Genomic DNA, 14,990 nt, shown 5'->3' with positions numbered 1-14,990 from the left:
CCCCAAGAAAGTAAAAAACACAGCACATCCCTGTGCTGTGTTTTTATCTCTTAAAATGTTCTTGCAGGATTGGTTGGCGTATCCTTTTGCGCCAGCGCCCATTTAGCAATCGCATCCTTACGCATAAAACCCACTTTTGAGTGTTCTCTCGCGTATTGAATAAACTTGTCTAAGGCATTGGCAAGACCTGGCGTGCCCCCGATACGGTCATGCACACTAATCGACATCATCCGCCGCTGCGATGCTCCTTCCTGATAGAGCATATCGAATTCGTCTTTAAGCTCCTGTAAGAAGGCGGCAGCCGTCATCGCAGTGTTACCATCAAAGCGACCTATATCATTGTTGCGCAATGTATAAGGCACCACGGCAAACGGTTTACCCTGCACAGGGATAATTGAAGGTTCATCCCTTGATAAATCATCAATGTGATAGATAAAACCTAAGTCCTGCAGGATATTTAAGGTTTGGGTACTGTGGCGCATCCAAAATGCATTAAACCCGACAGGACGCTGACCAGTGATCTTTTCTAAGGTATTGATACTCTGGATATAAGAATCACGCTCCTGCGCTGGCGACATACTGTATTGCGGCATCCACATCTGCCCATGGCCTGAAATCTCATGGCCTTCATCCACCACTTGTTTAGCAAGTTGTGGATGTAATTCGGCGGCGCGGCCCACCATATGGGATGTCACCTGAATATTGTGCTTACGCCATATACGCAGCAAACGCGGTATCCCTTCATTCATCCCGTAGTCGTACCAACTGGGAGTAATCGTATCTGGGTAGCCTTTCTCCATTGGTGGAAACGGCCCTTCAGCGTTTTTATCCTGCGCGCCAGCCTCAAACTGCATGGATATCGAGATCACTAGTTGCTCGCCATTAGGCCAAAAACGCTTATTCATATTGCCTCCTACCGAAGTTTGAGTTTGATCATCGACCGCCACTAAGCTCGGAACTCCCATTGAAAAGGCTGACTGACTCAGCCCTACCCCTGCAATCAAAGCGCCGCCCGCCTGTAAACTGGTCTTTAAAAATTGTCGACGTTGATTCATGACTTCGCTCCTGTGGTCACAGCGTTAGAGGCAAGCTGGTTAAATAGCGTTTGATAATCCTCTAGATGCCAGTTATCAGTAATAAAACCCTCACGCACGCGGTACATATCTACGGCGCGAAAATCAATTTTTTGCCCTTGACCACGCTGTTCACCAAAGGTACCCGTAAAGTGGCCATTAAAACGGAAGCGCACAACCGCACGGTCACCGACCACCAGCAAGTGCTCAACGGTTACCGAGAGATCTGGCACCGCCGCCCTAAAGGTTTTAGAGGCGTCGAGCGGTCCGCTAATCCCCTGTGCACGACCTTCGGGCAAGGTGCGATCAATAAAACTGGTCGCTAATGCCCAGCGGGCAAATGTCGGGTCACCGGTATCCCAAAAACTAGCGTATAGCAAAGCGGCGTGGGCAATCGATTCAGCCTGTGGTGAACCATCACTGATCAGTTCCATTGCCGTCACCTTAGGGGTAAGGGCAGTTTTGACATCGACACTGGCTTGAGTAGAACCACCTTGAGCGGCAAACACCGTCATGCTAAGGCTGGCGAGCACAAAACCCAAAAGCGCTAAGCCGAGTAATCCTGAGCTCCACAAACCTACTTTTATCCAAGGAGAAACAGGGCAATAAATACGGTTTTGCATTATGCCACCTCATCATCACTAGAGCGGATGACGGCGCGCAGTGCCGCTTGATAGCTAGGATAATCGGTATAGCCCGCCGCACTGCCGCCAAATAATGGCCCCTTATCGAAGGGCGATAAGGGCAATTGATTGGCTAATCGATAAGGCAGATCGGGGTTAGCAATAAAGGCACGACCAAAGGCCACTAAGTCGGCATAACCTTTTTCGATAACCTCATTGGCACGCTCGACATCGTAACGCCCCGCCACAATAATGCTGCCTTTAAACACTTTGCGTAGCTCAATTCTGAAGGACTCAGGCACCTGTGGCGCATCGTCCCAATCGGCTTCAGACAAGTGCAAATACGCTACGCCCAACGCCGATAAGTGTTTGGCGGCCAACAGGATAGTATCGACAATCTCTGGGCAGGCCATATCCTTAAAGGTCACATAGGGTGCAAGGCGAACGCCCACTTTATCGGCACCAATCTGGGCACTTACCGCTTTAACGACTTCCAATAAAAACCGAATACGCTTCTCCGGCGTACCGCCGTAGGCGTCGGCTCTATGGTTAGAATTAGTCCGCAGGAATTGGTCAATGAGATAACCATTGCCGCCATGGATTTCGATGCCATCAAAACCCGCGGCAACGGCATTTGCCCCTGCGTTGGCAAAGTCGGCCACCACGCGGTCGATATCCGCTTGCGTCATTTCCCTCGGCTCGGGGCAATCTACCATTTGTCCCTCGGGATGCTCCTCATCAACGATCCATACCTTAGTACCAACAGGAGCAATCGCTGAAGGTGCAATCGGCGCTGCACCCTGCTGAAAAATCGGATGGGACACTCGGCCTACATGCCAGATTTGATTAAAGATTTTTCCACCCGCTTGATGCACCGCCGCAGTAACCTTTTTCCAGCCATCAATTTGCGCCTCGGTATAAACTCCAGGGGTAAAAGAATAGCCTTGGCTGTCGTCAGAAATTTGGGTCGCTTCGGTGATGATAAGCCCTGCTGACGCACGCTGGGCGTAATATTGCGCCATTAAATCATTAGGGATATTACCCGGTTGCGTGGTACGCGCCCTTGTCATCGGCGCCATAACAATACGATTTTGCAGTGTCAGTGCCGCTGACTCATAGGCTGTAAATAAACTCATATGCACTCCCGAACCATAAATGATGATTGAATATCTAGGTGCAATTGTGCATTAGTTAATCTATATTGATAATTAGCCTATTATTTAAATCATTTTCAAAAATATTTTGATATGTACCATATAAATGATCTGCAACTCGCCCTGCGTATCGCTGCGCTTGAAAGCCTGTCCGCCGCCAGTAAAGAAGTCGGCATGACGCCCGCAGCAGCGAGCGCGGCACTGCAACGGCTTGAAAAAAAGTTAGGATGCCAACTATTTGCGCGTTCAACTCGGCGGTTGCAACTCACGGAAGAAGGGCGAATATTTCTCGATGCAGCTAAACCAGCCCTTGCGTTACTCGAAACCGCTTCCGCTAATTTGGCCGAGCATAGGGGCGAGCTTAAGGGCGAAGTGCGCATTGCTCTGCCCTCGGACATTGGCCGCAGTCGGATCCGCAATTGGCTAGATGAGCTGATGGATAGCGCGCCTGAGCTGTCGATTCAGCTGTACTTTGGCGACCATATGACAGATCTCATCGATCAAAATATCCATTTAGCCCTGCGTTATGGCCAACTGGAAGATTCCAATCTAAAACGGCGCCAACTGTCGATGACGCCAAGGGTGCTCGTCGCCTCCCCCGCTTATCTTGCGCAATATGGTGAACCGCAAACACTGAACGAGTTGAGCCAACACCAAGTGTTGATCTTAAATCGTGGCGGCGAGCCATGGCAGAAATGGAAATTCAGCCATAATGGTGAAACCGTAGAGATTGAAGTAAGAGGAAAACGCTTTTGCAATGATGGCGCCGTTGTGCGCGATTGGGCACTGGCGGGGCGAGGTATAGCCTATAAAAGTTGGCTCGATGTGGCGCAGGATGTCACCGAAGGCAGACTACAGCTTATCCTAGCCGATAAACTCGCGCCTGCGGTGCCACTGCAATTAGTCTATCTACAAACCGACTATCCTAGCCATAAAATCCGCCGCACTATTGAATTTTTAGCCCAAAAACTGCTGCAATTTAGCCAAGAATATCCCGCGCCTTAAACGATAATTGGGCTTGATAAAAAGCAGCTTGCACCCGCAACTGAAGATAGATACTTAAAAACTCTGCGGCGATTCATTCTAGCCCCGAGGTAATATCACCGTCACCACACAGCCTTGCTGCCAAGGCAATGGCGTTTGTGTCGATTGCTTGCAGTTTTCAATCTCAATACTGCCGTGGTGACGGCTAACGACATCCTTACAAATCGCTAAACCTAATCCGAGCCCTGCATCTTTGGTAGAGGCAAAAGAGGCCATCAACTCATTAGCTTGCCCCTGTAAACCTTGGCCATTATCAATTACCAATACTTTGATTTCAGTGGGTTGATAGTGGATCTCAATCCTTAACTTACGTGCACGGTTATCCTCACATGCTTCCAGCGCATCGAGGCTATTTTTCACCAAATTGACCCACATTTGACTTAAGCCAACACTATCCCCCATCAATTCATAGGGACGACCTTGCACCTGTACGTCAACTTGTACCCCCGCTCGGTCTAATTCTCGGCGTAATAAGGCCAGTGCCTCTTTGACGACTAACGTCACATCCAGCGGTTCAGCCTTCGACTGACGGCGTTTAAGCAAGCCACGAATACGGTGCACAACCGCCCCAGCCCGTATCGATTGTGCGTTGATTTTACCCAAAATATCATAGAGCTCTGGGTTGTCCTGTCCCAGCCTTTCTAGCTGTATCATAGCGCCCTCACTGTATTGGGTTATCGCCGCAATCGGTTGATTTAGCTCATGGGCCAACCCGGCACCAATCTCCCCGAGAATCGCCGCACTTTGTAAGCGTTCTAACTGCAATGCCTTGTCTTTTAATTGCCGCTCAGTACTGACTAAAAACTCGCTCTTTTGGCGGAATTTATATTCGAGCCACAGGTGATAAATGGTCGACACAATAAAGATCAGCAGTAATACCCCACCCCACTCTTTATTTTTCTCCATCCATTTATACACGGTTTGATATAAGGGAGGTGATGCACCTTGCAGCTGTAATTCTTTAAATAATTCAATCACCTTTAGCTGGCTTACCGGCGCAGTCCAACCTAAAGTATCGGCGGTAATCGCCGCCACATGGTCTGGGGGCAGGTCAAACAAGGCGCGGGTGATTTGCATGGTGATCCGTGGCGAAACCGTATCCGCCGCCGCAAATGACCAATTAGGATAGAGTTGGGTGCTCACCTCGCAGTCATATCCAGGAGGATGGGTTGGATGAATGACACGATAGTCCGTCTTATTGATAAGCCCTGTTTCAATCATTTCCTCTAGGGTACAAAAAGGCGCAATGGCGGCATCGGCACTCCCATCGCGCACTTGATAGATCAGCGGCGCGAGGGGAAATCCTAAAAATCGCACTTGGCCAAAGAATTGCTCCGGTAAATAACCCATTTTATGCAGTAATCCCATCGCAGCCTGATAGCCGCCAAGTGCCTGCGGATCGCTAGCAACCACATTCTTACCGCGTAAATCCTGCAAGCTACGTATAGGGCTATCGGCACGCACAATAATGGTCGCGCCTATGGTGAAAGTGCTGCCCTGATGTTTACGGCTTTTCATGGTCGCGAGCCAAGAGAGGGGGAAATTATTACTCAAGTGCAGATACTGGCCGGGGTTAGTCACAATAAACTGCAATTCATTGCTCAGTAACTGGCTACGCATACCATTAAAGTCGACGGGCACTACTTCAAAACGGCTATTAGGGACGTTTTCGCTAAGGTAATCCATCATAGGCTGCCAGCGCTGTTTTGCCTGCAACACCCCATGATTCGCCAGCACTCCCACTTTAAATTCATGAACGGGAATGTCTTCATCGGCATAGGACAAATTAAGCATCATTACGCTCAATATGCAGCTCACGAGTATTGCCCTACACCAAGTTCTCATTGCTATCGCCTTGTCTTGTATGCTTTTGTATTCGGAGTACTTTATACACAAGGCCAAAATGATGCTGTGAATAACACCAAACTCTGGCATTCCCCCTAAAGTGATTTGACTAATTTAGTGATAAACCTCCCAAGACCTAGGCTTAAAATTGAGCCTACGACAAGGCAGGCTTAAGCTGATAAAGAGTCCCACCACCAAAAGGAAAACCATGTCCACTATGCTGCCGCTGTATTTAGTCGATGATGATGAAGCGATTCTCGACTCTTTAGGATTTATGCTCAGGCAATTTGGTTATCAAGTACAAACCTTTAGCAGTGGACGGGATTTTTTAGCCCAATGCCCGTTAACTCAAGCGGGATGCGTGATCTTAGATAGCCGAATGCCAGAGATCAGCTGCCAAGAAGTGCAGCAAAAGCTGCTTGAAACCCAAAGTCCATTAGGAGTGATTTTTCTCACTGGGCACGGTGATTTACCCATGGCATTAAGCGCTTTTCGTAAAGGCGCATGCGACTTTTTTCAAAAACCTGTGTCGGGTAAAGCCCTTGTACAAGCGATTGAAAAAGCACATAAAGAAAGCCAATCCAGCTTTGAGCAACAGAGTCTGCAGCAGAAATTTGCCCAACTGACTGAGCGCGAACAACAAGTATTAGCCCATGTGGTTCAAGGCATGACCAACAAACAGATCTCCGAAGCCATGTATTTATCCTTAAGAACCATCGAAGTGCATCGCGCAAAGATTATGAAAAAGCTTGAAGTGAACAATATGGCAGAGTTAGTACAACACTTAGGAAATCTAAATTCTGTTTTATAAATCAGTGACCAGCACGCTAAACAATCGCAATATATTCTCGCCACGCTTGTCACGATTAAACCGCTAATTCCATATAACTCAGACCATTTAGAATGCGCTGATGGCGACGTTTTCATCCAAACTGCGACAAGCTGTCGCAGTTTGCATCTTTGGCTTTGTATCAAACACCATTCACTGCCACACTCAAGTTAGGTTCTGTCATTTATGCTCCGTAGGCATTAACGATCCACTGCTTTTGAACCTTCCCCCGAGTACGGCCAGTGTCCTCGGGGATTTTTTTATCCCTACAAACCTCGCCTCGCCTCCCTAAATCCGAACAATCAATGTAGCATTGTTGTTAATTAAATTAATATCTATCAATAACTTAATGATAATTTTTCAAAATGAAGTTAGAATGCGACTATCTTGGCAACAGGTGAGCAGTATGAGTCGTTTACACACATCTAAGGGATTCACCCTAATCGAACTGGTGGTGGTTATCATCATTTTAGGCATTCTTGCTGTAGTCGCAGCCCCGCGCTTTATGAATCTAAGTCAAGATGCTCACGATACTCGGGCAAAAGCTGCTTTTGCTGCTTTTACCTCTGGCGTCAAGCTGTATCACAGTTGTTGGCTTGCGGGCGGACACTCGGGATATACCCAAAATCTCGCTTGCTATGGTGATGGCACTATCGACTCGACCACCACGGGCTTTCCACTCGGAAAAGACACGGCTCAAAGCAGCAGCCAAGGCACTCAATTACAAGGCGCTTACTGCGGAGAACTGTGGCAATCGTTACTCGATAATCAGGACTTTGTCCTTACCACACACACGGATTGGGAAACGCAACAAGCACCCAATATCGACATCGTCTACTGGTATAGCGGCGGCGCGATAAGTGATCCTAATACTTATTGTTACTTTAACTATGTGTCGGATGATCGCCGCCTTGGCAGCGAGAATTGGGAGCTAAAATACTATCCCCTCGATGGACGAACTGTTGTCGGCCGCTCCTCGTTATCTGCACCTTAACCCACCCAGCATATCCGCTTTCGCCACAGGGCATAAAATCAACAAAGTCCTGTGGCTTTTTTTGCAATAACTTGAATTCTGACTATCCATCCTATAGTGACTTTGTTTTCCTCCGCATCATTTTCATTGCGGGCAGACACTAAGATTCCTTTTACATGTGGTTGTCAAACTCACCAAAGATTGGCCTTAATCCTATAGATTTGTTACCTTTTTGTTTATGGAACACTCAGATGAATAAACGCCAATGAATAATCTCATTGTTACACCAGGCTACGCTTCACAATTCAGTTGTATAGGTGCCGCATGTGAAGACAGTTGCTGCCATGACTGGACCATCATTTTTGACAAAAAAAGCTACAAAAATACCCTTAACCATCCAAAACTCGCTTCGCTTGCCAAAGAGGCATTTATTGAAACCAAAACCGATGCTAATCAGTGGGCAAAAATCAAACTTAACGCCAATGGAATATGCCCGTTTGTAAACGAGCAGAAGTTGTGTGCCATCCATGCGGCTGCGGGTGAAACAGCCTTAAGCCACACCTGTAAAACCTATCCTCGTAGTGACAATGTTATCGCAACCACTAAATACGAAAGTTTAACGATATCTTGCCCTGAAGCTGCCCGTCAGGTGCTATTTGACGCCAATGCATTTCAATTTGAGGCAAAGAGCGGTGGCGCCAAACGTCCAACCGCGGCCAATCCTGCATGGTTAGAAAAAACCTACGATTACAGTTTGGATTTATTAATTAATATGGGTGTGGATTGGCAACAGGCACTCATGGCTATAGGATTATTGGTAAAAGTCAGTGACCAAGTGAGGCAAAATACTCTTCCTATTGCACAAATAGATCAGCGTTTTGAACAATTAATCTTGCTGGCCCAAACCAATCAAATCGATGAGCAATATCAAAAAATACCCTACACACCACAGCCTCAAACCCATGCTTTTGTGTCGATACATGACCAATTATGCAAACTTCACTCAAGAAGCTTAAAGCCTCGTTTTACCTCGCTTAATGATGCAATTGGTTTGTTATGTAATGATAGTAATCAATATCAAATTGACGATTTAAATAAAGCGTGGGAAGAAAAAGCCTTGCCTGCGTTGAGCAATTATCAGGATTTATTTGACCGTTATATTTTATATTCGCTTTACCATGAGCATTTCCCCATGAGTGATTCACAGCAGCCTTGGATGGCATTTCGCCTGCTCGTGATAGATTGCTTTATGATCCGCTGTTACTTATCTGCCATGGCATTTAAAAATAATGGACTGACAGAAAGTGACATAGTGCTGTGTTTTCAGCTCTATAGCGTTGTGCGCCAACATAAAGCGAAATTTGCCCAGGGCATCAATCAGACCCTACAAGAATGTGGTATTGATAGTATTCCCGCCGCCATCAGTCTATTAAAAACCTCGTGATCGCCCAGGAGAGACTGCCGAAATAGCGCCAACGGCAGTCTTTGCGAATCAGCCGACGCTTCAGTCGTAGCAAGACTGAAGCAGGCCGCCATTTCTCTGTAAGCTGTTATTTTGTTGCAAAAGGCGCGCGAACACGTAAACCCCATTGGCTTTTTCTGCAATAACTTGAATTCTGACTATCCATCCCCATATTTACTCCATCATCCACCGCAGGATTTTCATTGCGGGCAAGAGAAGAGGATTCAAAAGTGACCACTATCGTATCAGTACGCCGTAATAACCAAGTTGTCATCGCCGGCGATGGCCAAGTCTCCCTAGGCAATACCGTGATGAAAGGTAACGCCAAAAAAGTGCGTCGCTTGTATCACAACAAAGTGTTGGCAGGTTTTGCTGGCGGCACCGCCGACGCTTTTACCCTATTTGAGCGTTTCGAGTCCAAACTCGAGATGCACCAAGGTCACCTGTTACGCTCGGCTGTTGAACTTGCCAAAGATTGGCGTACCGACCGTATGCTGCGCAAACTCGAGGCCATGCTTGTGGTCGCCGATGCCGAAGCCTCACTTATCATCACAGGTAATGGTGACGTAGTGCAGCCAGAGCATGATTTAGTCGCCATTGGCTCGGGCGGTAACTATGCCCAAGCGGCGGCGTTAGCACTACTGCAAAATACCGAATTATCGGCGCTGGAAATTGCTGAAAAGTCATTGACTATTGCAGGCGATATCTGCGTATTCACCAATCAATTCAAGACAATTGAAGAACTTAATTACTAACAGGGCGTGAGGAATATTATGTCTGAAATGACCCCCCGTGAGATTGTCCACGAGCTGGATGCCCACATTATCGGCCAGAAAAAGGCCAAACGTTCCGTCGCCGTCGCCCTGCGTAACCGCTGGCGCCGCATGCAGCTAGATGCCGATTTCCGTCAAGAAGTTACCCCAAAAAACATTCTGATGATTGGCCCAACCGGCGTAGGTAAAACTGAAATCGCCCGCCGTTTGGCAAAGCTCGCGAATGCCCCATTTATCAAGGTTGAAGCCACTAAGTTCACCGAAGTGGGTTACGTGGGTAAAGAAGTCGAGCAAATCATCCGTGATTTAACCGACATCGCCATCAAGCTGACCCGCGAGCAGCAAATGGGCAAATGCCGCCAACGCGCCGAAGAACACGCTGAAGAGCGCATTCTCGATGCCCTGCTGCCCAAGCCGAAAAATGACTGGGATAACACGGAAAGCGATACCAGCTCCAATACCCGTCAAATCTTCCGTAAGAAGCTGCGCGAAGGCCAATTAGATGACAAAGAAATCGATATCGACGTGGCCCAGCCACAAATTGGTATTGAAATCATGTCACCGCCCGGCATGGAAGAAATGACCAACCAACTGCAAAGCCTGTTTAAAAACATGGGCCAAGCACCGGCAAAACGTCGCAAGATGAAGATCAAAGAAGCCTTTAAGCTGTTGATCGAAGAAGAAGCGGCCAAGCTGGTAAATCAAGAAGATTTAAAAGAGCAAGCCATTGAATTGGTTGAGCAGCACGGTATCGTGTTCCTCGACGAAATCGACAAAATCTGTAAGCGTGGCGAAACCTCAGGCCCAGACGTTTCCCGCGAAGGGGTACAGCGCGACCTATTACCTTTAGTCGAAGGCTGCACGGTAACCACTAAACACGGCATGGTGAAAACCGACCATATTCTGTTTATTGCGTCGGGCGCATTCCAGATGTCAAAACCATCGGATTTAATCCCTGAGCTACAAGGCCGTTTACCGATCCGCGTTGAGCTAGATGCGCTATCAGCCGATGATTTTAAACGCATTTTAACTGAGCCACATGCCTCACTGACCGAGCAATATATCGCGCTGATGGCGACCGAAGGCGTGACCATTGAGTTTACCGAATCAGGTATTGAGAGCATCGCCAAAGCGGCATGGCAGGTGAACGAGCGCACCGAAAACATTGGTGCCCGTCGTCTGCATACCGTAATGGAAAAGCTGATGGAAGATATCTCCTATGAGGCGTCTGACAAGTCTGGCAGCTCATTTGTGATTGATGCCGATTATGTGAGTGCTCACTTAGATAATCTGGTTCAAGACGAAGACCTAAGCCGCTTTATCCTCTAAGCGATTAGCACACAACATCTGCCATGCATATATGGCGGAGATAAGTTCGAAATTGTGACAGTGGCTAAGGCTTACACTTTGTAACCTTAGCCACAAATTGTTATGTTACAGCTTGTCCATTCTCAGCATTTTCTTGGCACTACCTATGACCACTAGCACACCCAATGTCACCGATCTTAAGCTCAAGCGTAAATCGCGCATTTTAGAAATCAGCTTCGATAACGGCGAGCAGTATCAACTCACCTGTGAGATGTTACGCGTCTATTCTCCCTCCGCCGAAGTGCATGGTCACGGTAACCCTAAGCTGGTCACCCATAAGAAAAACGTCAATATCACCAGCATCGAACCCGTAGGTAACTACGCGGTAAAAATCGTCTTCGACGATGGCCACGATACCGGGCTGTTTTCCTGGCAAGTGCTTTACGATCTCGCCACTCACCAAGTGGAATTATGGGAAAAGTACTTAGCACGCCTGCGAGCCGAAAAGGCTTCTCGCGAACCCCTGATTGCGATGAAAATAAAGTACAACTAATAAATTAGGATAGCTGGCTGTTAATTGTGATATTTAAACAATTACATTACAGCTAACGACAGATGTTTAAGAGTATTCGGCCATAGATTAAGCACAGTTATTCCAGTGACACGCCGTAAATATATCCCTATAGGCTCGACGGCGGCATCCATGCCGCCAACGGTCACTTCCATACCAATGCTTAATTCCACTAATCTCTGCGTATGCTTTAACTCTAAAAACAGGTCATTTTACAATGGGTCGTTTGTGAATCTGTTACTTCTCTTGCTGACCTGAATATCTAAGGAAAGATAATGTCGGAAAAAGTCCCTTGCACAGCCTGCCAAACCTTAATCATGCCCAGCACTGCCGAGCGCAACGCGGGCTTATGTATGCCCTGCAAAACTGGCAATCGTGAAAATATCGAGCAGGCAAAAGCCTATTACCAAAAGGAGCGGGAATTAGATAAAACCTGCCCTTTTAGAGCCCTGTGGCGAGAGATAGTGGTGCAGGTGCATAACGATAAGCAGGGCTTTCACACGCTAAGCGAAGCGGCGCAGCACTATTACGCAGTCAATTGTCTTTCGGGCGAAGTCTACAACGGCGGCTTTATCCAGTATTTCGATAACTCATCGGGTGAGCATTATGCTGTTGCCGAGCGCGGCCTTCAGCAAATTGGCGCTTTGCACTCATTAGCTCTATTACAACAGGCTAAACGGGCGGTATTTGGCGACCTTCCCGTGCCAACTGACAGAGACCAACGCCTCGCCGCAACCGATAATTCAGTCGCCGAAGCCCGACTCAATCAACTCGATGATGAGTTTTATCAAGATTTGGATAATCTTGATATCAAGCTAGAGAGCTATGCAATACAAACTGGATTGGTTAACGCAATCGAATGATTGCGGGTTTATTTTGAATACTTTACGCAAGTAATTAAGCAATACCTTTCAGTAGTCTTTTTAAGTTTAAAGTCGTGGGGCTTCACCCCATACCCGACCAAAAGGAGAAAAGCGCCTGTTCCCCTTTTGGATATCCCCCGGCGTCCCCAACGGAGTTGAAAGCCCCTTGGGCATTAAGCATCCTTATGCTATCGCGTCAGACGCTCGGCCCTGATTCGACTGACGCTATCTCGGCCTCTGATAGGCAGGATGACTGAATGTCGTGAAGTGCATGGTCAATGATGTTCCATACATCATACTGACATTTTCCATTTCCTTATGGATCAGATGCACATGAACGACCATGCCTCGCTCACGCAACGAACGCAAATGCCCTATGGCAACTCCGAGGGTATGTGTATTCTGTAACTTCTGTGTAAGCTTTAATCTAAAAGAGTTTTGCATGTCCTATCTTTCCATATCTTTCAATGAAGCGTCATTGTCAGCCAATGAAACGGCATGAAACCCTTGCCTTCGTAGCACTATTTTAGGTCAGCGAAGGCGCACTACCCATTTCAATGCAAAGCGGCACCAAAGTAACTCCTAGCGACCACTGCTGGCAGCGTTTAAGAACTTAGGTGCTTAATCGCTTAAGCCACACCAACGCTTATTGACAAATTGCTATGATAACGATATTCATATTGGGCATTTTTCGAGCAGTTTCAGATAACACAGTCTCTATCTACTCATCATTAAAGGGAATTATATGAAATCACACAATTTAATTTTGATGCTAGCCACTGTTTTTTGGGGTACATGCTTTTCCATCCAAACAGTGGCCAACGATAAGTTACCGCCCTGCAAAGAAGGGTACTGCCAGAAAATTATTCAAGATATAGGTAATGATAAAGCAACACTGCAGGTATGGACTGAAGACGGCAAAGTGATTTATTCAAATAGCCTTGACTTGGATAAAACAGCAAAGTTAGCACATATCACTCGCGACAACGAATCGGTAGATATCAGTCAAGCTTCCTTCTCCCCAAAACTGTTGCCGATTGATTGTGCTAAAGAGAGCTGCTCAACGACAATTTTGACAACCTACGCCACTGAGACAACGTTGGAGAGCGTCCTCACCTTATTTGTTTACCACAAAGGTGAGCTACTCTCGGTTAGTGCAACGCCGATGAAAGCCCTGATACCTGTTGAATTGACCAAGAATCAAGGTTAAATTTTGCCGCCAACCCTCACCGAATAAAGGGCGAGGGTTTCGCTTAAAACGACTTTGCGCTGATCCCGCTCCCCATTTCACCGTAACCCTTAATTGCAATAGTCATCCACCAGAGTCCACCTAATGCAATCACAGCAGCAATTACAGCACTTCCATACGGTCAGGCTAATTTTAGGCAATCAGCTTAATACCCAGCATACTTGGTATAAGCAAGTCGTCATTAAGGCTGAGTGTCCATATTGCATTATTGTTTTTTGAAAATAAAAAGACGCATATATTATTCCATTGTACAAAGTCGATTACGCCCACTTCTCTTTGCTTGATATAATGCTTTATCGGCACGTGATACTACGCTGATATCAGTGTCAGAATCCTTCAACACAGCCAAGCCAAAACTCGCTGTAACCGCAATGGATAAATCATCAAGCTTCAGCGGCTTTTCATTAAGCGCTTTAATTAATTCTTCAGTCCGTTGTATTGCACTTTGATAGCAATAACCTTCAAATATAAGCAAAAACTCTTCACCACCAAATCGATACACTTGGTCGGTTGAGTGGATTGAATTTTTTAAGAAATGGGCAAAACAAACTAAAACCTGATCGCCAACGTCATGACCATACTCGTCATTGATTTTCTTAAAATAATCAATATCTGCTAATACAAAGTAGACATCACTGTCAGAGCCTCTAAACCTGTTTGCCATTCTCTGATATGTCACAAACGACTCATAGAATGCTCTTCGATTGTTAATCTTAGTAAGTGGATCCTGAAATGCCATGTTTTTCATATCTGCGGCAAAATTTTGTAGACACTCTTTTCTGTAATAAAAACGTCGCTTTAGGGTATGCTCATGAATAGAGATAATCACACCGGTTAAATTTGTAGCAAGATATCCCATGCCAACAATAAATAAAGAATAGGCGTCAATATCTTTCGATACATAAATAATTAAAAAACCGGTCAAGGAATATAAAGAACATAAAAAAATCGACAGTAACACATTAAATAGTGTTGAAAAATAAATTGCAATTACAATGATAATATCAAATAAAGCATGGAGAAAATAATCGTCTTTATAAATCAATACCATGCCTTGTAAATTCGCAAAAATAAATGCTGTCAGTATAAAAGTCACCACCCTAAAGGAAGCGACATTTTTTAAATGACGCAACATAAAAATAGCCGCTATACACTGAAGAATCCCCTGATGATTTACAAATAAATCATCAAATTAGAGTGGAAGCGCATCTTGTTGCATGATC

At 46.3% G+C, this 14,990-nt stretch carries 14 protein-coding genes; 9 read left to right on the top strand and 5 right to left on the bottom strand.

What is annotated here, in order from left to right; translation table 11 throughout:
• Positions 1–50: 50 nt before the first annotated feature.
• From FJD32_RS02970 to FJD32_RS02960, 3 genes are read right to left on the bottom strand one after another with little or no spacing between them, the layout of a single operon-like run.
• Positions 51–1,055: a polysaccharide deacetylase family protein gene (locus tag FJD32_RS02970; RefSeq protein WP_088586606.1), complete on the bottom strand. Its 1,005-nt coding sequence runs from the start codon at positions 1,053–1,055 to the stop codon at positions 51–53.
• On the bottom strand, positions 1,052–1,696 hold the full coding sequence (locus FJD32_RS02965) for an ester cyclase (protein WP_055648054.1): 645 nt from the start codon (positions 1,694–1,696) through the stop codon (positions 1,052–1,054). The genes FJD32_RS02970 and FJD32_RS02965 overlap by 4 nt, the downstream gene beginning before the upstream one ends.
• The gene (locus tag FJD32_RS02960; protein ID WP_055648055.1) at positions 1,696–2,832 is read right to left on the bottom strand and encodes an alkene reductase; all 1,137 of its coding nucleotides are present in this window, start codon (positions 2,830–2,832) and stop codon (positions 1,696–1,698) included. Before FJD32_RS02960 ends, FJD32_RS02965 begins: the two co-directional genes overlap by 1 nt.
• A 111-nt stretch (positions 2,833–2,943) precedes the next feature.
• Between FJD32_RS02960 and FJD32_RS02955 the strand changes: the two genes are divergently transcribed.
• Positions 2,944–3,855 (top strand): LysR family transcriptional regulator, encoded by a 912-nt coding sequence (locus FJD32_RS02955; RefSeq protein WP_055648056.1) that lies wholly within the window; start codon positions 2,944–2,946, stop codon positions 3,853–3,855.
• Positions 3,856–3,933: 78 nt separating this feature from the next.
• Here FJD32_RS02955 and FJD32_RS02950 read toward each other — a convergent pair whose 3' ends face one another.
• Positions 3,934–5,739, bottom strand: a complete 1,806-nt coding sequence (locus FJD32_RS02950) for a sensor histidine kinase (protein ID WP_088586605.1) — start codon at positions 5,737–5,739, stop codon at positions 3,934–3,936.
• A gap of 208 nt (positions 5,740–5,947) precedes the next feature.
• Here FJD32_RS02950 and FJD32_RS02945 point away from each other — a divergent pair, with 208 nt between their 5' ends.
• The 8 genes from FJD32_RS02945 to FJD32_RS02910 all read left to right on the top strand — a co-directional run bounded on the left by FJD32_RS02945 (position 5,948) and on the right by FJD32_RS02910 (position 13,728).
• Positions 5,948–6,550 carry a response regulator gene (locus FJD32_RS02945; protein WP_055648057.1) on the top strand — a complete coding sequence of 201 codons (603 nt, stop codon included), beginning with the start codon at positions 5,948–5,950 and terminating at the stop codon, positions 6,548–6,550.
• 424 nt (positions 6,551–6,974) lie between these two features.
• On the top strand, positions 6,975–7,562 hold the full coding sequence (locus tag FJD32_RS02940) for a type II secretion system protein (protein WP_047540133.1): 588 nt from the start codon (positions 6,975–6,977) through the stop codon (positions 7,560–7,562).
• Positions 7,563–7,806: 244 nt separating this feature from the next.
• Entirely contained in the window at positions 7,807–8,985 is a 1,179-nt protein-coding gene (fliB, locus tag FJD32_RS02935; RefSeq protein ID WP_140907710.1) for a flagellin lysine-N-methylase, read from the top strand.
• Positions 8,986–9,233: 248 nt separating this feature from the next.
• Positions 9,234–9,758 carry an ATP-dependent protease subunit HslV gene (hslV, locus tag FJD32_RS02930; protein ID WP_011073856.1) on the top strand — a complete coding sequence of 175 codons (525 nt, stop codon included), beginning with the start codon at positions 9,234–9,236 and terminating at the stop codon, positions 9,756–9,758.
• 18 nt (positions 9,759–9,776) lie between these two features.
• A complete protein-coding gene (gene hslU / locus FJD32_RS02925) occupies positions 9,777–11,105 on the top strand; it encodes an ATP-dependent protease ATPase subunit HslU (protein ID WP_055648059.1) in 1,329 nt (442 codons plus the stop codon).
• Positions 11,106–11,250: 145 nt separating this feature from the next.
• Complete coding sequence (locus FJD32_RS02920) at positions 11,251–11,637, top strand: DUF971 domain-containing protein (RefSeq protein ID WP_055648060.1); 387 nt, start codon at positions 11,251–11,253, stop codon at positions 11,635–11,637.
• A 293-nt stretch (positions 11,638–11,930) separates the two neighbouring features.
• Entirely contained in the window at positions 11,931–12,518 is a 588-nt protein-coding gene (locus FJD32_RS02915; RefSeq protein WP_088586604.1) for a DUF4375 domain-containing protein, read from the top strand.
• Between the two features lie 745 nt (positions 12,519–13,263).
• Positions 13,264–13,728: a hypothetical protein gene (locus tag FJD32_RS02910; RefSeq protein WP_088586603.1), complete on the top strand. Its 465-nt coding sequence runs from the start codon at positions 13,264–13,266 to the stop codon at positions 13,726–13,728.
• Between the two features lie 277 nt (positions 13,729–14,005).
• Here the strand turns inward: FJD32_RS02910 and FJD32_RS02905 are convergent, their stop codons facing one another.
• A complete protein-coding gene (locus tag FJD32_RS02905; RefSeq protein ID WP_088586602.1) occupies positions 14,006–14,902 on the bottom strand; it encodes a GGDEF domain-containing protein in 897 nt (298 codons plus the stop codon).
• Between the last annotated feature and the right edge of the window lie 88 nt (positions 14,903–14,990).

This window comes from Shewanella sp. LC6, assembly GCF_006385735.2.
Classification (GTDB): domain Bacteria; phylum Pseudomonadota; class Gammaproteobacteria; order Enterobacterales; family Shewanellaceae; genus Shewanella; species Shewanella xiamenensis.
The sequence above is the reverse complement of the archived record's forward strand: the minus strand, read 5'-3'. Positions and strand labels throughout refer to the sequence as shown.